The sequence below is a fragment of the Pseudomonas sp. RA_105y_Pfl2_P56 genome (genome assembly GCF_963970845.1).
GTDB lineage: Bacteria > Pseudomonadota > Gammaproteobacteria > Pseudomonadales > Pseudomonadaceae > Aquipseudomonas > Aquipseudomonas baetica_A.
The window spans coordinates 41,337-63,468 of the sequence record NZ_CAXAPL010000016.1 but is presented as its reverse complement, the minus strand read 5'-3'; the positions used below and the strand labels follow the sequence as shown (position 1 = coordinate 63,468).

At 57.8% G+C, this 22,132-nt stretch carries 18 protein-coding genes; 5 read left to right on the top strand and 13 right to left on the bottom strand.

Annotation, left to right across the window (positions count from 1 at the left end; genetic code table 11):
* Positions 1 to 169: 169 nt before the first annotated feature.
* The 9 genes from sucD to sdhC form a co-directional block, all read right to left on the bottom strand.
* The gene (gene sucD, locus AACY11_RS13245; protein ID WP_007919877.1) at positions 170 to 1,051 is read right to left on the bottom strand and encodes a succinate--CoA ligase subunit alpha; all 882 of its coding nucleotides are present in this window, start codon (positions 1,049 to 1,051) and stop codon (positions 170 to 172) included.
* Positions 1,051 to 2,217 (bottom strand): ADP-forming succinate--CoA ligase subunit beta, encoded by a 1,167-nt coding sequence (gene sucC, locus AACY11_RS13240; RefSeq protein ID WP_085732277.1) that lies wholly within the window; start codon positions 2,215 to 2,217, stop codon positions 1,051 to 1,053. Before sucC ends, sucD begins: the two co-directional genes overlap by 1 nt.
* Before the next feature lie 183 nt (positions 2,218 to 2,400).
* The gene (lpdA, locus tag AACY11_RS13235) at positions 2,401 to 3,837 is read right to left on the bottom strand and encodes a dihydrolipoyl dehydrogenase (RefSeq protein ID WP_339433637.1); all 1,437 of its coding nucleotides are present in this window, start codon (positions 3,835 to 3,837) and stop codon (positions 2,401 to 2,403) included.
* 97 nt (positions 3,838 to 3,934) lie between these two features.
* Positions 3,935 to 5,158 carry a 2-oxoglutarate dehydrogenase complex dihydrolipoyllysine-residue succinyltransferase gene (odhB, locus tag AACY11_RS13230; RefSeq protein ID WP_339433636.1) on the bottom strand — a complete coding sequence of 408 codons (1,224 nt, stop codon included), beginning with the start codon at positions 5,156 to 5,158 and terminating at the stop codon, positions 3,935 to 3,937.
* 42 nt (positions 5,159 to 5,200) lie between these two features.
* The gene (locus AACY11_RS13225) at positions 5,201 to 8,032 is read right to left on the bottom strand and encodes a 2-oxoglutarate dehydrogenase E1 component (protein WP_339433635.1); all 2,832 of its coding nucleotides are present in this window, start codon (positions 8,030 to 8,032) and stop codon (positions 5,201 to 5,203) included.
* 251 nt (positions 8,033 to 8,283) lie between these two features.
* Positions 8,284 to 8,988, bottom strand: a complete 705-nt coding sequence (locus AACY11_RS13220; RefSeq protein WP_003223007.1) for a succinate dehydrogenase iron-sulfur subunit — start codon at positions 8,986 to 8,988, stop codon at positions 8,284 to 8,286.
* 11 nt (positions 8,989 to 8,999) lie between these two features.
* Positions 9,000 to 10,772, bottom strand: coding sequence for a succinate dehydrogenase flavoprotein subunit (gene sdhA, locus AACY11_RS13215; protein WP_339433634.1), 1,773 nt, complete (start codon positions 10,770 to 10,772; stop codon positions 9,000 to 9,002).
* Between the two features lie 3 nt (positions 10,773 to 10,775).
* Complete coding sequence (gene sdhD / locus AACY11_RS13210) at positions 10,776 to 11,144, bottom strand: succinate dehydrogenase, hydrophobic membrane anchor protein (RefSeq protein ID WP_221732169.1); 369 nt, start codon at positions 11,142 to 11,144, stop codon at positions 10,776 to 10,778.
* Positions 11,138 to 11,512 (bottom strand): succinate dehydrogenase, cytochrome b556 subunit, encoded by a 375-nt coding sequence (gene sdhC, locus AACY11_RS13205; protein ID WP_015096190.1) that lies wholly within the window; start codon positions 11,510 to 11,512, stop codon positions 11,138 to 11,140. Before sdhC ends, sdhD begins: the two co-directional genes overlap by 7 nt.
* Before the next feature lie 362 nt (positions 11,513 to 11,874).
* On the opposite strand from sdhC, the gene gltA reads away from it, so the two are divergent.
* Positions 11,875 to 13,164, top strand: a complete 1,290-nt coding sequence (gene gltA, locus AACY11_RS13200) for a citrate synthase (protein WP_221732168.1) — start codon at positions 11,875 to 11,877, stop codon at positions 13,162 to 13,164.
* A gap of 300 nt (positions 13,165 to 13,464) precedes the next feature.
* Here gltA and AACY11_RS13195 read toward each other — a convergent pair whose 3' ends face one another.
* From AACY11_RS13195 to AACY11_RS13185, 3 genes are all read right to left on the bottom strand, one after another.
* On the bottom strand, positions 13,465 to 15,123 hold the full coding sequence (locus AACY11_RS13195; RefSeq protein WP_339433633.1) for a cation acetate symporter: 1,659 nt from the start codon (positions 15,121 to 15,123) through the stop codon (positions 13,465 to 13,467).
* Complete coding sequence (locus AACY11_RS13190; RefSeq protein WP_339494948.1) at positions 15,120 to 15,431, bottom strand: DUF485 domain-containing protein; 312 nt, start codon at positions 15,429 to 15,431, stop codon at positions 15,120 to 15,122. Before AACY11_RS13190 ends, AACY11_RS13195 begins: the two co-directional genes overlap by 4 nt.
* A 241-nt stretch (positions 15,432 to 15,672) precedes the next feature.
* Entirely contained in the window at positions 15,673 to 16,524 is an 852-nt protein-coding gene (locus tag AACY11_RS13185; protein WP_339465221.1) for a glycine betaine ABC transporter substrate-binding protein, read from the bottom strand.
* Between the two features lie 288 nt (positions 16,525 to 16,812).
* Here AACY11_RS13185 and AACY11_RS13180 point away from each other — a divergent pair, with 288 nt between their 5' ends.
* On the top strand, positions 16,813 to 18,408 hold the full coding sequence (locus AACY11_RS13180; RefSeq protein ID WP_339494947.1) for a glycoside hydrolase family 17 protein: 1,596 nt from the start codon (positions 16,813 to 16,815) through the stop codon (positions 18,406 to 18,408).
* 106 nt (positions 18,409 to 18,514) lie between these two features.
* Here AACY11_RS13180 and AACY11_RS13175 read toward each other — a convergent pair whose 3' ends face one another.
* Positions 18,515 to 18,883, bottom strand: a complete 369-nt coding sequence (locus AACY11_RS13175; RefSeq protein WP_339433629.1) for a hypothetical protein — start codon at positions 18,881 to 18,883, stop codon at positions 18,515 to 18,517.
* Between the two features lie 224 nt (positions 18,884 to 19,107).
* Here AACY11_RS13175 and AACY11_RS13170 point away from each other — a divergent pair, with 224 nt between their 5' ends.
* The 3 genes from AACY11_RS13170 (at position 19,108) to AACY11_RS13160 (ending at position 22,116) form a co-directional block, all read left to right on the top strand.
* Positions 19,108 to 20,406, top strand: a complete 1,299-nt coding sequence (locus tag AACY11_RS13170; protein WP_339433628.1) for a serine/threonine protein kinase — start codon at positions 19,108 to 19,110, stop codon at positions 20,404 to 20,406.
* Positions 20,407 to 20,443: 37 nt separating this feature from the next.
* Positions 20,444 to 21,187, top strand: a complete 744-nt coding sequence (locus AACY11_RS13165; RefSeq protein WP_401162512.1) for an MlaA family lipoprotein — start codon at positions 20,444 to 20,446, stop codon at positions 21,185 to 21,187.
* 323 nt (positions 21,188 to 21,510) lie between these two features.
* Positions 21,511 to 22,116 (top strand): TetR/AcrR family transcriptional regulator, encoded by a 606-nt coding sequence (locus AACY11_RS13160; protein WP_221731929.1) that lies wholly within the window; start codon positions 21,511 to 21,513, stop codon positions 22,114 to 22,116.
* Positions 22,117 to 22,132: the final 16 nt, after the last annotated feature.

Here is a 22,132-nt window from a genome sequence, read left to right as displayed (position 1 = left end):
AACGCACTGTTTGAGGGCGAACTATCCGATACGCGACGTTTCCGCGTCGCGTTTTTGCATGTAATTGGGTGGATGCCTATAAATAGCCACCATCGACTCAAATGCCAGAATCGACAAAGGCCACCCGGAGGTGGCCTTTGTTTGGTGAAGCGTCAGCTAAGCGCGAGGCTTACTTGACAGCCCAACCAGTCAGCTCGGCCAGGGCCTTGCCGATGTCTGCCAGCGAACGCACGGTTTTAACGCCTGCGTCTTGCAGAGCAGCGAATTTCTCGTCTGCAGTGCCTTTGCCGCCAGAGATGATTGCGCCAGCATGGCCCATGCGCTTGCCCGGAGGAGCAGTCACACCAGCGATGTAGGAAACAACCGGCTTGGTCACGTGTGCCTTGATGTAGGCAGCCGCTTCTTCTTCAGCCGAACCGCCGATCTCACCGATCATCACGATCGCTTCGGTCTTCGGGTCTTCCTGGAACAGCTTCAGGATGTCGATGAAGTTCGAACCCGGGATCGGGTCACCACCGATGCCGACGCAAGTCGACTGACCGAAACCGGCGTCAGTGGTCTGCTTCACAGCTTCGTAGGTCAGGGTGCCGGAACGGGAAACGATACCGACCTTGCCTGGCAAGTGAATGTGACCTGGCATGATGCCGATCTTGCATTCGCCTGGGGTGATCACGCCTGGGCAGTTAGGGCCGATCAGGACTACGCCCAGTTCGTCGCACTTAACTTTAGCGTCCAGCATGTCCAGGGTAGGAATGCCTTCGGTGATGCAGACGATCAGCTTGATACCGCCGAAAGCAGCTTCCAGGATCGAATCTTTGCAGAAAGGAGCCGGAACGTAGATCACGCTGGCGGTAGCGCCAGTGGCAGCTACGGCGTCTTTAACGGTGTTGAACACTGGCAGACCCAGGTGCTCGGTGCCGCCTTTGCCCGGAGTTACGCCACCAACCATCTTGGTGCCGTATTCGATGGCTTGCTGGGTGTGGAAACTACCTTGCGAACCGGTAATACCCTGGCAGATAACTTTGGTGTCTTTATTGATCAGGACGCTCATTATTTGCCCTCCGCAGCTTTGACAACTTGTTGAGCAGCGTCGGTCAGGCTGGTAGCAGCGATGATGTTCAAACCGCTTTCTGCCAGTACTTTAGCGCCCAGCTCAGCGTTGTTGCCTTCAAGGCGAACAACAACCGGGATTTTCACGCCGACTTCTTTCACAGCGCCGATGATGCCTTCGGCAATCATGTCGCAGCGAACGATGCCGCCGAAGATGTTGACCAGCACTGCAGCGACGTTAGTGTCGGACAGGATGATCTTGAACGCTTCGGTCACGCGTTCTTTGGTAGCGCCACCACCTACGTCGAGGAAGTTGGCTGGCTTGCCGCCATGCAGGTTGACGATGTCCATGGTACCCATGGCCAGACCGGCACCGTTGACCATGCAGCCGATGTTGCCTTCCAGTGCTACGTAGTTCAGTTCGAACTTGGCGGCGTGCGCTTCGCGCGGATCGTCTTGCGACGGATCGTGGAAAGTCTTCAGCTTAGGCTGACGGTACATGGCGTTGGCGTCGATGTTGATCTTGGCGTCCAGGCAGTGCAGATCGCCGTCAGCCTTGATCACCAGCGGGTTCACTTCCAGCAGAGCCAGGTCGTGATCCTTGAACAGTTTGGCCAGACCTACGAAGATCTTGGCGAACTGAGCAACCTGCTTGCCTTCCAGACCCAACTGGAATGCCAGCTCGCGCCCCTGGAATGGCTGAGCGCCAACCAGTGGATCGATAGTGGCTTTCAGAATTTTTTCTGGAGTGTCGTGAGCGATTTTCTCGATGTCCACGCCACCTTCGGTGGAAGCCATGAACACGATGCGACGGCTCGAACGGTCAACGACAGCGCCCAGGTACAGCTCTTTAGCGATATCAGTGCACGATTCAACCAGGATCTTGGTGACTGGCTGGCCATTGGCGTCAGTCTGGTAAGTCACCAGACGCTTGCCCAGCCACTGCTGTGCGAAGGCTTTGGCGTCTTCTTTGCTGCGAACCAGCTTAACGCCGCCCGCTTTACCGCGACCACCGGCGTGAACCTGGGCTTTGACAACCCACTCGTTGCCGCCGATTTTGTCGCAAGCTTCTGCTGCTGCTTCCGGGGTGTCTACTGCGTAACCAGTGGAAACTGGCAGGCCGTATTCAGCGAACAGCTGCTTACCCTGATACTCGTGAAGATTCATGCTTTTTACCGTCTTCGTTAGGTACTGCGCATTCGGCGCTGCGCTCTTGATGAGTGCCGCGCCACCTGTGACTGCTGCTTGCGTAGCTGAGCTACGCAAGACTGCGTCCAGCGGACATTCCGCGGTGAGACTTGCTCGCAAGGCTCACGACGGGCCGTTACCGCCGTGGTTTCTTATTGTCTGTTAACGCTTCTTGCGGTTGGCAATGTGGATGGCGCCGCCATTCACAGCCAGAGCAGCTTCGTGCAAGGCTTCAGACAGGGTCGGATGGGAGAAAACCATCATGCCCAGGTCTTCAGCACTGGTGCCGAACTCCATACCGATCGCGCCCTGCTGAACCAGCTCTGCAGCGCTCGGGCCAATCACGTGCACGCCCAATACGCGGTCAGTCTTGGCATCGGCGATGACCTTGACGAAACCACCGGTATCGTTGGCGGCCATGGCACGGCCGGAAGCGGCGAACGGGAAGGTGCCAACGTTAACTTCAACGCCTTCAGCTTTCAATGCCTGCTCGGTTTTGCCAACCCACGCGATTTCCGGGTGAGTATAAATAACCGAAGGGATCAGGTCATAGTTGATCTGAGCCTTGTGACCTTTGATGCGCTCGACAACCATGATGCCCTCTTCCGAGGCTTTGTGAGCCAGCATCATGCCGCGAACCACGTCGCCGATGGCGAAAACGCCCGGTACGGTGGTCGCACATTGATCATCAACGTGCACGAAACCGCGCTCGTCCAGGGTCACGCCGCTGTCGGCAGCCAGCAGATCAGTGGTCACCGGACGGCGACCAACGGCTACGATCAGCTTGTCGAAAGTGATGGTCTGTTCGCCGTTGGCATCGGTGTAGTTAACAACGACTTCGTCGCCGTTCACTTTCGAACCGGTCACGCGAGCACCCAGTTTGATGTCCAGACCCTGCTTGGTCAGGGTTTTCAGCGCTTCCTTGGAAACCGCGGTGTCCGCTGCCATCAGGAAGGTGTCCAGGGCTTCCAGGACAGTCACTTCTGCACCCAGACGCGACCATACCGAACCCAGTTCCAGACCGATCACGCCAGCGCCGATCACGCCCAGACGCTTAGGCACGGATTGGAATTCCAGCGCACCTGTCGAATCGACGATGACGTTCTGATCAACCGGAGCCGGTGGAATGTCGATCGGACGCGAACCTGGCGCCAGAATGACGTTTTCAGCTTCGATGACTTCAACCGAACCGTCCGGCTTGGTGACTTCGACTTTCTTGCCAGCCAACAGCTTGCCGTGGCCCTGGATCGAAGTAACGCCATTGGCCTTGAACAGAGTGGCAACGCCGCCGGTCAGGTTCTTGACGATGCCAGCCTTGCGGCCAACCATCGCAGCGACGTCCATTTTGACTTCGCCGGTCGAGATACCGTGAACGTTGAAGCTTTCTTTCGCTTCCTTGTATTTCCAGGAGCTGTCCAGCAGCGCCTTGGAAGGAATGCAGCCGACGTTCAGGCAGGTACCGCCCAGGGCTTGCTTGCCTTCGGCGTCGGTGTACTTCTCGATGCAGGCAGTGCTCAGACCCAGTTGTGCGGCCTTGATGGCAGCCACATAGCCACCAGGGCCAGCACCAATCACTACTACGTCAAATTTCTGCGACATTCAAAAAATCCTCTTTAGCGAAAAGCTTCAAGCCACAAGCTTCAAGCCAAGCCGCCCTTTCTTGCGGCTTGCTGCTCGAAGCTTGCAGCTGCTTCTATCAGATATCCAGCAACAGACGAGCCGGATCTTCCAGCAGGTTCTTGATGGTCACCAGGAAGGTCACAGCTTCTTTGCCATCGATCAGACGGTGATCGTAGGACAATGCCAGGTACATCATCGGACGGATAACGACCTGACCATTGATGGCCATAGGACGCTGGATGATGTTGTGCATGCCCAGAATAGCTGCCTGCGGCGGGTTGACGATCGGAGTCGACATCATCGAGCCGAAGGTACCACCGTTGGTGATGGTGAAGGTACCACCGGTCATCTCGTCCATCGACAGTTTGCCGTCACGGGCCTTCTTGCCGAAAGTGGCGATACCACCTTCGATTTCAGCCAGGCTCATCAGCTCGGCGTTACGCAGGACCGGTACAACCAGGCCGCGGTCGCTGGAAACGGCAACGCCGATGTCAGCGTAGCCGTGATAAACGATGTCGCCGCCGTCGATCGACGCGTTCACAGCCGGGAAGCGCTTCAGTGCTTCGGTGGCCGCCTTCACGAAGAAAGACATGAAGCCCAGGCGTACGCCGTTGTGGGACTTCTCGAACAGATCCTTGTACTTGGAACGCAGCGCCATGACTTCGGTCATGTCGACTTCGTTGAAAGTGGTCAGCATTGCCATGTTCGATTGAGCTTCAACCAGACGCTTGGCCACAGTGGCGCGAACGCGGGTCATCGGTACGCGCTTCTCGATGCGGTCGCCAGCGGCGAACACAGGAGCGGCGGCCGAAGGAGCAGCAGCCTTGGCAGGCGCGGCAGCCGGAGCGGCTTTCTTGGCAGCAACAGCAGCAACCACGTCTTCCTTGGTCACACGACCGCCCTTGCCGGTGCCGGCAACGGAAGCGATGTTGATGCCGTTTTCTTCAGCCAGCTTGCGAGCAGCCGGAGCAGCAACAGGATCGTCTTCGCCTTCGGCGGCAGCCGGGGCAACGGCAGCAGCGGCCGGAGCAGCAGCGGCGGCTGGAGCAGCGGCCGCAGCGCCGCCCGCTTCGATGGAGCCCAGGACTTCGTCGGACAGAACGGTGTCGCCTTCGTTCTTGACGATTGCGCCCAGCACGCCATCAGCAGTAGCCAGCACTTCCAGTACGACTTTGTCGGTTTCGATGTCAACGATCAGGTCGTCGCGCTTGACAGCGTCGCCCGGTTGTTTGTGCCAGGTGGCAACGGTGCCATCGGCAACCGATTCCGGGAAAGTGGGGGCTTTGATCTCGATAGCCATTATCTGTAGTTCCTTAAATTCGGTTTCAGGTGCGCGAAGGCGTTAAACGGTAAACGCGTCTTGCAGCAGTTTTTCCTGCTGCTCGGCGTGCATCGATGCATAACCACAAGCAGGTGCAGCAGAAGCATCACGGCCCGCGTACTCAAGTACGAGAGACTTGTTGTGATTGCTAACGATGCGGCGCATGTGGTGCTGGCTGCAGTACCAGGCACCCTGGTTCATCGGCTCTTCCTGACACCAAACGATATGTTTGAGGTTGGTGTACGGAGCCAGAACTTCGTTCAAGTCGTCCTCAGGGAATGGGTACAGCTGCTCGATACGCACGACGGCGATATCGTCACGGCCTTCGGCACGGCGTTTTTCCAGCAGGTCGTAGTAGACCTTGCCGCTACACAGAACAATGCGCTCGACCTTTTTCGGATCTTGAGCATCGATTTCCGGGATCACGGTCTGGAACGAACCTTCGGCCAGGTCTTCCAGCGTCGAGATGGCCAGCTTGTGGCGCAGCAGCGACTTCGGAGTCAAAACTACCAGTGGTTTGCGCAGCGGGCGGATCACCTGACGACGCAGCAAGTGGTAGATCTGCGCCGGAGTGGTCGGTACGCACACCTGAATGTTGTGCTCGGCGCATAGCTGCAGGTAACGCTCAAGACGTGCCGAACTGTGCTCAGGGCCCTGACCTTCATAACCGTGTGGCAGCAACATGGTCAGACCGCAGAGACGGCCCCACTTGTGCTCGCCGCTGGTGATGAACTGGTCGATAACAACCTGCGCACCGTTGGCGAAGTCGCCGAACTGGGCTTCCCAGATCACCAGCGCGTTTGGCGTGGTGGTCGAGTAACCGTATTCGAAGGCCAGCACCGCTTCTTCCGACAGGAAAGAGTCGTACAGGTCAAAGCGTGGCTGACCGTCGTACAGGTTCTGCAGCGGAATGTAGGTGCCCGCGTCTTTCTGATTGTGCAGAACAGCGTGACGGTGCGAGAACGTACCGCGGCCGATGTCCTGACCGGTCATGCGAATCGGGTGACCTTCAAACGCCAGGGTCGCGTACGCCATGGTTTCGGCGTAACCCCAGTTGATTGGCAGGCCGCCGGCTTGCATCTTCTGACGGTCTTCGTAGATCTTCGCAACCTGACGCTGAACCACGAAGCCTTCCGGAATTTCCAGCAGCTTGGCGGACAGTTCCTGCAGGGTTTTCAGATCGAAACGGGTGTCGTGACGTGCAGTCCAGGCGTGGCCCAGATACGGACGCCAGTCCACGAACAACTCTTTGTTCGGCTCTTTGACCAGCGATTTCACTACGTGCAGACCGTTGTCCAGCGCGTTGCGGTATTCGTCGACCTTCGCCTGAACACGCTCTGCATCAAGAGTACCGTCCTGAGTCAGACGATCGGCGTACAGCTCACGAGTGGTACGCTGTTTGGTGATCTGCTGATACATCAGAGGCTGGGTGCCGCTTGGCTCGTCGGCCTCGTTGTGGCCGCGACGACGGTAGCAGACCAGATCGATCACTACGTCACGCTTGAACTGCATGCGGTAGTCGATGGCCAACTGGGTCACGAACAACACGGCTTCCGGATCATCACCATTCACATGGAGAATCGGCGCCTGAATCATTTTCGCAACGTCGGTGGCGTACTCGGTGGAACGCGAGTCCAGCGGGTTGCTGATGGTGAAACCCACCTGGTTGTTGATCACGATGTGAACAGTACCGCCGGTTTTGAAACCGCGGGTCTGCGACATCTGGAAGGTTTCCATGACCACACCTTGACCTGCGAATGCAGCGTCACCGTGGATGGAGATCGGCAGAACCTTCTCGCCGGTCGAATCGTTACGACGATCCTGACGGGCACGAACCGAACCTTCTACCACCGGGGAAACGATTTCCAGGTGGGACGGGTTGAACGCCATGGCCAGGTGAACTTCACCACCGGTGGTCATTACGTTGGACGAGAAGCCCTGGTGATATTTAACGTCACCGGAACCCAACTCGACCTTCTTCTTGCCTTCGAACTCGTCGAACAGCTCGCGCGGGTTCTTGCCGAAGGTGTTGACCAGTACGTTCAGACGACCACGGTGAGCCATGCCGATGACGACTTCCTTGGTGCCGTAGGAACCGGAACGCTGGATCAGTTCGTCGAGCATCGGAATCAGGCTTTCGCCGCCTTCCAGACCGAAACGCTTGGTGCCCGGGTATTTGGTGCCCAGGTATTTTTCCAGGCCTTCACCGGCTGTCACGCGCTCAAGCAGGTGGCTCTTGATGTCGGCGGAGTATGTCGGACGACCACGCACGCTTTCCAGACGCTGCTGGAACCACTGGCGCTGCTCGGAATCGGTGATATGCGTAAATTCAGCGCCGATGGTGCGGCAATATGTCTGCTGCAACGCTTCGTGAATTTCGCGTAGGCTCGCTTCCTCTTTGCCGATGAACAGGTCGCCGGCACGGAAGGTCGTATCAAGATCGGCATTGGTCAAGCCGTAATGATTGATCGACAGGTCTGCAGGTGCAGGACGCTGCCACAGTCCCAGCGGGTCAAGCTGGGCTGCCTGGTGGCCACGCATACGGTAGGCCTGGATCAATCGCAGCACTTCAACTTGCTTCTTCTCGTGCTCACTGCTCACGCTGCCGGCGGAAACCGGTTGGGCGCGGCGCTGGTTCTTTGCCAGCAGCACGAAATGATCGCGAATTGTGGAGTGCGAAACATCAGTGGCAGAGTTGCCGTCGGCAGGCAACTTCTGAAAGTAGGTGCGCCACTCTTCTGGCACAGCGTTAGGGTCGTGCAGGTAGAGCTCATAAAGCTCTTCCACATAGGCAGCGTTTCCACCTGAAAGGTAGGCGCTGTTCCACATGCGCTGCATCACGCTTTCTTGCATGCTTGGTCACCCTCGGTTAGGGGAACACCATCGGCGCCAATACCGAGCAAACTTGCAGAAGTCCGAATGCAGCGACCAAAACAAGCCACTTAGGATCACGCTGATAGTCCGGGTACCAGCCCGGATGCCCCTGCTTGTCTCATTTCTTCAAAATAAGAGCCGCAGCTTATGGCTGCTGCTCTGGTTATAGCCATGACGCGGGTTGAAGCCCGCGCCACAGCCTCTACGGTGCAGCGGTTACAGCAGCTGAATCACACGCCGCTCGAAAGCAGCATGTTACGGATGTGACCGATGGCCTTAGTCGGGTTCAGGCCTTTGGGACATACGTTGACGCAGTTCATGATGCCCCGGCAGCGGAATACGCTGAACGGGTCATCGAGCGAAGCCAGACGTTCGCTGGTCTTGGTGTCACGGCTGTCTGCCAGGAAGCGGTAGGCTTGCAGCAGAGCAGCAGGACCCAGGAACTTGTCCGGATTCCACCAGAAGGACGGGCAAGAGGTCGAGCAGCAAGCACACAGGATGCACTCGTACAGACCGTCGAGCTTTTCACGCTCTTCTGGCGACTGCAGACGCTCGATGGCCGGAGCCGGCGTGTCGTTCTGCAGGTAAGGCTTCACCTTCTCGTATTGCTTGTAGAAGATGCTCATATCGACGACCAAGTCACGGATAACCGGCAAACCTGGCAACGGACGAACAATCAACTTATTACCTTTCACAACGGCAGACAGCGGCGTGATGCACGCCAGACCGTTTTTGCCGTTGATGTTCATGCCATCGGAGCCACAGACGCCTTCACGGCAGGAGCGACGATAGGAGAAACCCTCGTCCTGCTCTTTGATCAGGGCCAGCACGTCCAGCACCATCAGGTCTTTACCACCGGTATCGACCTGGAATTCCTGCATGAACGGCGCGGCGTCCTGATCAGGGTTGTAGCGATAAACACTGACTTGCAACATGGCGGCCACCCTTAATAAGTCCGGACTTTAGGTTCGAAAGTCGGAACAGTCTTCGGCGAGAAGTTAACAGCACGCTTGGTGACGCGCTTGTCACCCGGGAAGTACAGGGTGTGGCACAGCCAGTTTTCGTCGTCACGATCTTCGAAGTCTTCACGGGCGTGCGCGCCGCGTGACTCTTTACGAACTTCGGCAGCGATGGCAGTCGCCTCAGCCACTTCCAGCAGGTTTTGCAGTTCCAGCGCTTCGATACGCGCAGTGTTGAACGCCTGCGACTTATCGTTGATCTTCACGTTAGCGATACGCTTACGCAGGTCGGCCAGTTGTGCGATGCCTTTCTGCATGTATTCGCCAGTACGGAACACACCGAAGTAGTTCTGCATGCAGCTTTGCAGCTCGCGACGCAGGGTTGCCACGTCTTCGCCATCAGTACGGTTGTTCAGTGAATTCAGGCGCGACAGGGCCGCTTCGATATCGGCTTCGGTAGCGTCGTCGTATTCGATGCCATCGGTCAGTGCCTTCTCGAGGTGCAGGCCGGCAGCGCGACCGAATACCACCAGATCGAGCAACGAGTTGCCGCCCAGACGGTTGGCACCATGAACCGATACGCAAGCCACTTCACCGACCGCGAACAGACCAGGAATGACCTGATCCACGCCTTCGTCGTTCTGGGTGATCGCCTGGCCATGAATGTTGGTGGGAACGCCGCCCATCATATAGTGGCAAGTTGGTACAACCGGAACGGGAGCAACAACCGGATCAACGTGCGCAAAAGTCTTCGACAACTCGCAAATGCCTGGCAGACGGCTGTGCAGCACTTCCTCGCCCAAGTGGTCGAGTTTGAGCATTACGTGGTCGCCATTCGGACCGCAACCGTTGCCGGCGATGATTTCTTTAACCATCGAGCGAGCAACCACGTCACGACCGGCAAGGTCTTTGGCGTTCGGAGCATAACGCTCCATGAAACGCTCGCCGTGCTTGTTGATCAGGTAACCACCTTCACCACGGCAACCTTCTGTAACCAGTACACCGGCACCGGCGATACCGGTCGGGTGGAACTGCCACATTTCGATATCTTGCACGGGTACACCAGCACGCAGAGCCATGCCGACGCCGTCACCGGTGTTGATCAGGGCGTTGGTGGTGGAAGCGTAGATACGGCCTGCACCGCCGGTCGCCAACACGGTGGCTTTGGCGCGAATGTAGGAGGTTTCGCCAGTTTCGATGCAGATTGCGATCACACCGACGAAATCGCCTTCCTGGTTTTTCACCAGATCGACAGCGTAGTACTCGTTCAGGAACGTGGTACCGGCTTTCAGGTTGCCCTGATAAAGGGTGTGCAGCAGCGCGTGGCCAGTACGGTCGGAGGCTGCGCAAGTCCGTGCAGCCTGACCGCCCTTGCCGTAGTCCTTGGACTGACCGCCGAACGGACGCTGATAGATACGGCCTTGTTCGGTACGCGAGAACGGCAGACCCATGTGGTCCAGTTCGAAAACCGCGGCCGGGCCTTCCTGACACATGTATTCGATAGCGTCCTGGTCACCGATGTAGTCGGAGCCCTTGACGGTATCGTACATGTGCCAGCGCCAGTCATCGTTCGGGTCGGCGGACGCGATCGCGCAGGTGATGCCGCCTTGGGCGGATACAGTGTGCGAACGGGTCGGGAACACCTTGGTGATCACGGCAGTCTTGTGACCACCTTGCGCCAGTTGCAGCGCTGCGCGCATGCCGGCACCGCCACCACCAATAATGATGGCGTCGAAAGAAATCGTTGGAATGTTAGCCATGAATCAGATACCCCAGAGAATCTGCACACCCCAGACGAAGTAGGCGAACATTGCAACGCCGCATACTGCCTGGAAAAGGAAACGTACTGCAGTCGCGGACTTGCCCAGCGCCATCGGCGTCAGGTAGTCGGTCGCGATGGTCCACATGCCGACCCAGGCGTGAGCGCCCAGAGCCACTAGTGCCAGCAGACTGAAGATACGCATCCCGTTGTGGCTGAACAGGCCGTGCCATTGGTCAAAGCCAATGCCCGGATTCACTGCGAGATAGCCGATCAGGAAAATGAAATAAGCCGCGAGAACAACCGCAGACACACGTTGCGCCATCCAGTCATAGAGGCCCGAACGCGAAAGGTTCGTAACGCTGGTTACCATATCCAAACTCCTGCCAGAACGATCAACACCACGGAAACCGCGATGATAATTTTCGAGCCCAGGCGGCCGCCTTCCAGCGTCTCACCGATGCCCATATCCATAATCAAGTGGCGCACACCGGCTACCAGGTGATACAGAAGAGCGGAGAGCAGACCCCATGCTACGAACTTGGCCAGCGGACTGGTCAAGCATGCCTTCACCTCGGCGAAACCTTCCTCGGAACCCAGGGATTTGCCCAATGCATAAAGCATGAAGCCCAAGCCCAGGAAGAGAATGATGCCGGAAACACGGTGAAGAAACGACGTAACGCCGGTGATGGGGAGTTTGATGGTCCTTAGGTCTAGGTTTACAGGTCGTTGGCTTTTCACGGCTTTTTTTTCACACTGAAGAGCCCCTAACAATCAGGGCAAAGTTGTTGGGGAGTGCACTGGTCAGGTAACCACCACCCAGGGATGCGACCCCCAATAAAGCAGGCCCAAAAGCCCTTGGCGGTCGGTGGCCGAGTATAGACAGTTAGGCTACTAATGACAACGCAATCACCTACCCCCAATAGCTGATTGCACAACTTGCATAAAAGGCGTAAATGGCAGTCAATTTCGAGGAAAAAGTGCACTTAAAGCCTTCTGGAGCAAGACTTTAGGCAAATTGACATTCAAATTTATCTCACTATAGTGGTGCGGGCCCTGCGTGGGGGGTCTGTCTGATGGTTCAAGCATAAATAGGAGGCCACATGGCTGACAAAAAAGCGCAGTTGATCATCGAGGGCGCAGCCCCCGTCGAGCTGCCCATTTTAACCGGCACCGTTGGTCCCGATGTTATTGATGTTCGGGGCCTGACGGCCACGGGCCGCTTCACTTTCGACCCGGGTTTCATGTCGACCGCTTCGTGCGAATCGAAGATTACCTATATCGACGGCGACAACGGCATTCTGTTGCACCGCGGCTACCCGATCGAACAGCTGGCTGCAAAGTCGGACTACCTCGAAACCTGCTATCTGCTGCTCAACGGCGAACTGCCGACGACAGAACAGAAAGCCCAGTTCGTCAGCACCGTGAAAAACCACACCATGGTTCACGAGCAGCTGAAAACCTTCTTCAACGGCTTCCGTCGCGACGCCCACCCGATGGCCGTCATGTGCGGTGTAGTCGGCGCCCTCTCGGCCTTCTACCACGACTCCCTGGACATCAATAACCCGCAGCATCGCGAAATTTCCGCGATCCGTCTGGTTGCCAAGATGCCGACCCTGGCAGCGATGGTTTACAAGTACTCCATGGGCCAACCCATGATGTACCCGCGCAACGACCTGACGTACGCGGAAAACTTCCTGCACATGATGTTCAACACCCCGTGCGAGATCAAACCGATCAGCCCGGTACTCGCCAACGCCATGGACAAGATCTTCATCCTCCATGCCGACCACGAGCAGAACGCATCGACGTCCACCGTACGCCTGGCAGGCTCTTCGGGTGCCAACCCGTTCGCCTGTATCGCCGCCGGTATCGCCGCACTGTGGGGCCCTGCTCACGGCGGTGCGAACGAAGCCGTTCTGACCATGCTTGACGAGATTGGCGATGTTTCCAACATCGACAAATTCATCGCCAAGGCCAAGGACAAGAACGATCCGTTCAAACTGATGGGCTTCGGTCACCGGGTTTACAAAAACCGCGACCCACGCGCAACAGTCATGAAGCAGACCTGCGACGAAGTGCTGAAAGAACTGGGCATCACCAACGATCCGCAACTCGAACTGGCCATGCGCCTGGAAGAGATCGCCCTGACCGATCCATACTTCATCGAACGCTCTCTGTACCCGAACGTCGACTTCTACTCGGGGATCATCCTCAAGGCGATCGGCATTCCGACCAGCATGTTCACCGTGATCTTCGCTTTGGCGCGGACTGTCGGCTGGATCTCCCACTGGAAAGAAATGCTCTCCAGCCCGTACAAGATCGGCCGTCCGCGCCAGCTGTACACCGGCTACGAGTCGCGTGACATCACCAAGCTGGAAGACCGCAAATAAGACTTGTCTTGCGATAACGTCTTGAAGTTGCACCGGGAACGGCCTCTTATATAGAGGCCGTTTTTGTCTGTCTGGGGTTTGGGGGGGGGGGCATATCCGTTGCCGCGGTAACGGCCTCCTATGGTTTCGCTCTTACAGCGAGCCACTGTTTCCAAACGTGACCCGCCGTAAGGGCGCAGCCCTGGAAGCCGTTACCGCAGCAACGGATATAAACACACCATCAACAGACAACACGCCCACAAAAAATGCCCCGATCTCTCAACCGGGGCATTCAGCACAACCTATACAACCATCAAGCGATCAGTGCGAAACCGCCCCACTCGCCCCCAACCCCGTCTGCGAACGCACAAACTGCGGGAAGAACAGCGCCCGCTCGTTATCCGCCGCCGCCGACTTGTCGGTGATCGAGAAGAACCAGATCCCGACAAAAGCAATGACCATCGAGAACAGCGCCGGGTACTCGTACGGGAAGATCGCCTTCTCGTGATGCAGGATTTGCACCCAGATGGTCGGGCCAAGCACCATCAGGCCTACCGCACTCAACAGCCCCAGCCAGCCGCCGATCATCGCGCCGCGAGTGGTCAGCTTCTTCCAGTACATCGAAAGCAGCAGGACCGGGAAGTTACAGCTCGCCGCGATGGAGAACGCCAGGCCAACCATGAACGCGATGTTCTGGCTTTCGAACAGGATGCCCAGGCCGATGGCCAGAACACCCAGTGCGATGGTGGTGATCTTCGAAACGCGGATCTCGTCCTTATCGTTAGCCTTGCCCTTCTTGATCACGCTGGCATACAGGTCATGCGACACCGCCGAAGCACCGGCCAGGGTCAGACCCGCCACAACCGCCAGAATGGTCGCAAACGCCACGGCCGAGATGAAGCCAAGGAAAACACTGCCACCCACCGCGTTAGCCAGGTGCACCGCCGCCATGTTGTTGCCGCCGAGCAAAGCGCCCGCCGCATCTTTGAACGCAGGGTTGGTGCTGACCAGCAGAATCGCGCCGAAGCCGATGATGAAGGTCAGGATGTAGAAGTAACCAATGAAACCGGTCGCATACAGCACGCTCTTACGCGCTTCCTTGGCGTCACTCACGGTGAAGAAACGCATCAGGATATGCGGCAGGCCTGCGGTACCGAACATCAGCGCCAAAGCGAGAGAAAACGCCGAGACCGGATCTTTCACCAGGCCGCCAGGGCTCATGATCGCTTCACCTTTGGGGTGAACCTTGATTGCCTCGGAGAACAGCATGTTGAAGTCGAAGTTGACGTGCTTCATGACCATCAACGCCATGAAAGTAGCACCGGACAGCAACAGCACAGCCTTGATGATCTGCACCCAAGTGGTCGCCAGCATGCCGCCGAACAGCACATACATGCACATCAGGATACCGACCAGAATCACCGCAACGTAGTAATCGAGACCGAACAGCAACTGGATCAGCTTGCCGGCACCGACCATTTGCGCGATCAGGTAGAACGCCACCACCACCAGCGAACCGCAGGCAGACAGGGTGCGGATCTGGGTTTGCCCGAGGCGATAGGACGCCACATCGGCAAAGGTGTACTTACCCAGGTTACGCAGACGCTCGGCGATCAGGAACAGAATGATCGGCCAGCCCACCAGGAAGCCGATCGAGTAGATCAACCCATCGTAGCCGGAGGCAAACACCAGCGCGGAAATCCCCAGGAAAGACGCGGCCGACATGTAGTCACCAGCAATCGCCAGACCGTTCTGGAAACCGGTGATCTTGCCACCCGCCGCGTAGTAGTCGGCCGCCGAATTGTTGCGCTTGGACGCCCAGTAGGTGATGCACAGGGTCGCGCCGACGAACACCACGAACATGGCGATCGCGGAAACGTTGAGCGGTTGTTTGTGGACTTCGCCGGTCAAGGCTTCTGCGGCCCAGACTGCCGGAGCGAACGCTGCGATGCTCAAAAGAGCCAGTAGACGCCGGATCATTGCTGAGCCTCCTTGAGAATCGCATTGTTCAGGTCGTCAAACTCGCCATTGGCGCGGCGCACGTAGATAGCGGTCAGGACGAAAGCCGAGACAATCAGCCCGACACCGATCGGGATGCCCCAGGTGATCGAAGATTCAGGACTGAGCTTCGCCCCGAGCACTTGCGGCGCATAGGCGATCAGAAGAATGAATCCCGAGTAGAGCCCGAGCATGATCGCCGAGAGTATCCAGGCGAACTTTTCCCTTTTCTGCACCAGCTCCTTGAAGCGCGGGCTGTTTTGAATCGAGAGGTAAATGCTGTCGTTCATTGTTTTTATCCTCGCAGCACAGATTATTGTTGGAACAATACTCACTGTATGCGGCTGCGAGCCAGGTTCCAGACGACCTTAGTAGTAGAACGCCATGACGTACTTGCCAATTTCAGGTACACACAAAACAACTGTGGGAGCGGGCTTGCTCGCGAAAGCGTCGTGTCAATCAACACATCAGTCGACTGACAGACCGTTTTCGCAAGCAAGCCCGCTCCCACAGGGTTAGACGGTGAAGTGTTTATTTAGTCCATTCAGCTACGCGATCCGGGTGCTTGGCGACCCAATCTTTCGCCGCAGCTTCAGGTTTGGCACCATCCTGAATCGCCAGCATGACCTCGCCGATTTCGTCTTTCGACGCCCACTGGAAGTTCTTCAGGAACTTGACCACTTCCGGTGCCTTGGCATCCAGCTCTTTGCTGCCGATGCTGTTCACGGTTTCAGCTGCGCCATAAACGCCTTTCGGGTCGTCGAGGAAGCGCAGTTTCCACTTGGCGAACATCCAGTGCGGGACCCAACCGGTGACGGCGATGGATTCTTTTTTCTTCTCGGCACGGGTCAGCTCGGCGATCATGCCGGCGCCGGAACTGGCCTTGAGACTATATTTGTCCAGACCGTAATCCTTGATGGCCTGATCGGTCTTGAGCATCACGCCTGAACCGGCGTCGATGCCGACGATGCGATTTCTGAAGCTGTCATCGGTTTTCAGATCTTCGATCGACTTGGCCTTCACATACTCCGGCACGATCAGGCCGATTTTCGCATCCTTGAAGTTCGGGCCGTAATCGACGACCAGATCCTTGTTTTTTGCCCAGTATTCGCCGTGGGTGACCGGCAGCCAGGCCGAGAGCATGGCGTCGAGTTTGCCGGTGGCAACGCCCTGCCACATGATCCCGGTGGCGACGGCTTGCAGTTTTACGTCGTAGCCGAGCTTCTGCTTGATCACTTCGGCGGCCACATGAGTGGTCGCGACGCTGTCGGACCAGCCGTCAACGTATCCGATGTTCAGGGTCTGTTTTTCAGCACTGGCAAATGTGGAACTCATCGCAAGCACCAGAGCGGCACCTGCGCCTAAAAGTCGTCGCATCTTCATCGTTACTTCCCCGAAATGCTGAGCCCGACGGATGCCGGGCATCGTCAACGTATTGTTATGGTGCACAGCGCCCCCATCACGCCTGACCGCAAACTCGTTCGAACATCAGCGGAGCACTGACGCTTTTGATCATCAACCCCACGCCTTCGACGACCTGCTCTGTCAGCGACCTCAAGGCAACGAGAAACGACATCAGAAGGCCATTAACCTTCTCTATATATAGATGACACCAGACAATCCGCCCGAACTTTGCATGTCAAAACCAAGGGCGCCCCTAACCCTATATAAATGCAGGTAACATGCGTCGCTTTGCAGCCACACGGCCTGACCATGTTCGCGACTTCGCGCTTTGCTTTTCTCCCCTATCTTTTCGCCTGCCTGCTGGGGCTGTTTGCACTGTGCGGCTTCTGGTACGGACTCGGTAAACCGGTGATCCTGCCGGATGCCGCCACCGCGACGCACAAACTGCAATGCGCGTCCTACACCCCGTTCGACAAAGACCAGTCGCCGTTCGACGTGCCGCTGAAACTGCGCCCGGAGCGCATGGACGCCGACCTTGCGCTGCTGGCGACGCGGTTTCAATGCCTGCGCACCTATTCCATGGCAGGGCTCGAGGCACTCCCCGACCTGGCGCGCAAACATGGCCTGAAATTGATGATCGGCGCCTGGGTCAACAGCAATCCGGTGGACACCGAGAAGGAAGTCGACCTGCTGATTGCTTGCGCCAACGCCAACCCGGACGTGGTCAGCGCGGTGATCGTCGGCAACGAAGCGTTGCTGCGTAAAGAAGTGACCGGCGGGCAACTGGTGAAGCTGATCAACAAGGTCAAAGGCCAGATCAAACAACCGGTGACTTACGCTGATGTCTGGGAGTTCTGGCAAAGGCATCCAGACATCGCCCCTGCCGTGGACTTCATAACGATCCACTTGCTGCCGTACTGGGAAGACCATCCATGGAACGTCGACGTGGCCTTGTCGCAAGTAGCCGCGATACGTCGCAGTTTCGGCAGCATGTTTGCACCAAAAGAAATAATGATCGGCGAAACGGGTTGGCCAAGCGAAGGCCGTCAACGCAAGACTGCCGTGCCGAGCCGGGAAAACGAAGCCAAATATATCCGCGGGTTTGTCGCGATGGCCGAGAAGGAAGGCTGGCATTACAACCTGATCGAAGCGTTTGACCAGCCATGGAAGCGCGGCAGCGAAGGTGCGGTGGGCGGGTATTGGGGGCTGTTCGATGCCGATCGTCAGGACAAGGGCATGCTCGCCGGGCCGGTGACGAATGTACCGTACTGGAAGGAATGGCTGGCCGTTGGCGGTTTGATTTTCCTCGGTACGCTGATCCTTGGCGGCCGCGTTCGCAATACTCGCTCAGCACTGGTATTGCCACTGCTGGGCGCCCTCGCCGGGTGCTCAATCGGTGCCTGGGGCGATATGGCCCGGGTCACCACGCGATTTGCCAGCGAATGGCTGTGGGTCGGACTGTTGACAGCGCTGAATCTGAAAGTACTGGCGCATGCCGCGCTGACATTGAGCGCGCGTACCGGCTGGCGTGAACGTGCTTTCAATCTGCTGGAGCGTCGCGCCGGCTGGCTGGTGGCCACAGCAGGTTTTGCAGCCGCGGTGATGATGCTGGAGATGGTGTTCGATGCGCGTTACCGCAGCTTTGCGAGCATGGCATTCATCCTGCCCGCGCTGGTGTACCTGTGCCGCCCGGTCAGCGTGCCGCGTCGGGAGATTGCTTTGCTGGCCCTTATCATCGGGGCCGGTATCGCACCGCAGTTGTTCGAGGAGGGGTTGCAGAACCAGCAGGCCTTGGGCTGGGCACTGGTCAGCGGCTTGATGGTGGCGGCATTGTGGCGATGCTTGCGGGTTCGCACTCGCTGATCTTCAGCGTCTGCGCCGGCCCCTTGGCGAGCAAGCCCGCCCCCACATTTGGACCTGACTGCACACAAATCCCTGTGGGAACGGGCTTGCCCGCGATGACTGATTGTCAGACGCCGCGAGATTGCCGGACCAGGCGCAACCCGGCAATCACCAGCGCAAACACCGCCAACGTGGTGTTGTACAGCGCCAGCGCCGGCAGCCCGAACACCAGCGCCAGCACCGCCAGCCACCACCCGGCCCTGCCCGGCAACACGAATCCGATCAATGCCGCACCCAACGCCGCCCAGCCCAACACCTTGAAGTGAGTCATCAGCCCCAGGCTGGAACGCATCTGGCACTCCCAGCGACTGGCCTCATCTACGCAGATGCCCACCCATTTGCCATCCTCCATGAAGCCGTATCGCGCGCCATAACTGGCGGCGAGCCATAACGGCAGCAGAACGAGCAACAGCATCACGGGCACGCGGCGGGACATGAATGACTCCAATCAACAAAAATCGGCGGCCAGCTTAATCTGCCGCCCGGCATACGCAAGCGCTAACAACAGTTAACTATTCATCCGCGCGATGCAAAGTGTATCGTCCGGCTACTATTACTCCGAATTCTGCCTGTTTGATGCCGCGGCATGGCACTTTGGCACAACCCCGGTGGTCATAGCCTGCGAACCTCATTCGGCACCTTCCTCTAAGGGATCCAGTCATGCTCCGTTCCTTGCGCTTCGCCGCGCTGTTCAGCGGCCTTATCTTGAGTGCGTCCGCACTGGCGGCGGATATCGACGCCGCCAGTTATGGCTACCCCCTGACCAACCCGTTCGAGGCGACCATCGCCACGACTCCGCCGGACCTGCGCCCGGAACTGCCACTGGACGACGACATCAATCAGTCCGACCGCAGCGTCACCTTGCGCCCGGAGCGGGCATTCATCCTGCCGGACAATTTCTGGGCGGTAAAAAAACTCACTTACCGCATCGCCACCCAGGACAAACCAGCACCGCTGATCTTCCTGATTGCCGGCACTGGTGCGCGTTATGACAGCACGCTCAACGAATACCTGAAAAAACTCTATTACAAGGCCGGCTATCACGTCGTGCAGTTGTCCTCACCGACCAGCTTCGACTTCATCAGCGCCGCGTCGCGCTTCGCCACACCGGGCGTGACCAAGGAAGACGCCGAGGACATGTACCGTGTGATGCAGGCTGTGCGGGCGCAAAATCCGAAACTGCCGGTCACTGACTACTACCTCACCGGCTACAGCCTCGGTGCGCTTGATGCGGCTTTCGTCGCGCATCTGGACGAAACCCGCCGCAGCTTCAATTTCAAAAAAGTCCTGCTGCTCAATCCGCCGGTCAACCTTTACACCTCGATCACCAACCTCGACAGGCTGGTACAGACCGAAGTCAAAGGCATCAACAACAGCACAACGTTCTATGAGTTGGTGCTGGGCAAATTGACCCGTTACTTCCAGCAGAAAGGTTACATCGACCTCAACGACGCCCTGCTCTACGACTTCCAGCAATCCAAACAGCACCTGACCAACGAACAGATGGCGATGCTGATTGGCACCTCGTTCCGTTTCTCGGCCGCCGATATTGCCTTCACCTCGGACCTGATCAACCGTCGCGGCCTGATCACCCCGCCGAAATTCCCGATCACCGAAGGCACCAGCCTCACGCCGTTCCTCAAGCGTGCACTGCAATGTGACTTCGATTGCTACCTGACCGAACAGGTGATCCCGATGTGGCGCGCGCGCACCGATGGCGGCAGCCTGTTGCAATTGATCGATCAGGTCAGTCTGTATGCGCTCAAGGATTACCTGCACGACAGCCCTAAAATCGCCGTGATGCACAACGCCGACGACGTGATCCTCGGCCCGGGCGACCTGGGCTTCCTGCGCAAAACCTTTGGCGATCGCCTGACCGTTTATCCACTGGGCGGCCATTGCGGCAACATTAACTACCGCGTCAACAGCGACGCCATGCTGGAGTTCTTCCGTGGCTAAATATCTCCTGCTGATAGCAGCACTCCTCTGTGCAGGCATGGCCCAGGCCGATAACAGCAAAGCCAATGCACCGGTGGTGGTCGACAGTGACGGTTTCAAGGAGCCGCTGTCCAAACTCAAATTCAACCCGGGGCTGGACCAACGCGAATTCGAGCGTTCCACGCTCAACGCGCTGAACGTGTATGACCCGCTGGAAGAGTGGAACCGTCGCGTTTACCACTTCAACTACCGTTTCGATCAATGGGTATTTTTGCCGGTGGTCGACGGTTATCGCTACGTCACGCCGAGCTTCGTGCGCACCGGCGTGAGCAACTTTTTCAACAACCTGGGCGACGTACCCAACCTGATCAACAGCCTGTTGCAGTTCAAGGGCGAGCGCTCCATGAAAACGACTGCACGCCTGTTGTTCAACACCACCATCGGCGTCGCCGGTCTGTGGGACCCGGCGACCGCCATGGGCCTGCCACGCCAGAGCGAAGACTTCGGCCAGACGCTGGGTTTCTATGGTGTGCCGGGAGGCGCCTATTTTGTGCTGCCGATCCTCGGCCCATCGAACCTGCGTGACACTGCAGGTCTGGCCGTGGACTACAGCGCCGAATCGGCGGTCAACTTCTTGAACGTGTCAGAAGTCAGCTCCAACCATCCGGAGATCTGGGCCCTGCGCGCAGTAGACAAGCGCTATCAGACCAGTTTCCGCTACGGTCAACTGAACTCGCCGTTCGAGTACGAAAAGGTGCGTTACGTGTACACCGAGTCGCGCAAGTTGCAGATTGCCGAGTAACGTTTTTACGGGAGCCACATCCGGCAAATGTCGGAACAAGCTTACTCGCGAAAAGGGAGTGTCAGTCACCTGTCCATTGACTCAGACGCCGCCTTCGCGAGCAAGCCCGCTCCCACAGGGGTAACGTGCTCAGCCTTTAAAGGCTTTCCAGAGCTTGTTGACGAACGAAGCTTTAGCCACCTTTCCCGCTCGGCATGTACGCCGCAGACTTGCTGGGCATTGAGCGCCAGGTCATCACCGAGCACACGGGGCATTCTTGAGCGCTGCGCGAGGCCGGTGCTACCATGCGCCACCGCCAGAACAGGCAAGGAACCACCGGGTTTATGAGCACAATCCGCGAGCGCAACAAAGAACTGATCCTGCGTGCCGCCAGCGAGGAGTTTGCCGACAAAGGCTTCGCAGCGACCAAAACCAGCGACATCGCCGCCAAGGCGGGATTGCCCAAGCCCAACGTCTACTACTACTTCAAATCCAAGGAAAACCTCTACCGCGAGGTACTGGAAAGCATCATCGTGCCGATCCTGCAGGCGTCGACGCCGTTCAACGCGGACGGCGTACCGAGCGAAGTACTGAGCGGCTACATCCGCTCCAAGATCCGCATCTCCCGCGACCTGCCCTTCGCGTCCAAAGTATTTGCCAGCGAAATCATGCACGGCGCACCGCATTTGAGCGCCGACCTGGTCGAGCAACTCAACGGCCAGGCCAAGCACAACATCAACTGCATCCAGACCTGGATCGACCGCGGCCAGATCGCGCCGATCGACCCCAACCATCTGATGTTCAGTATCTGGGCTGCCACCCAGACCTACGCCGACTTCGACTGGCAGATTTCTGCGGTCACCGGCAAGGACAAGCTGGACGAAGCGGATTATGAGGCGGCGGCGCAGACGATTATTCGGTTGGTGCTCAAAGGGTGTGAACCGGACTGAGACACCGCGATGACGC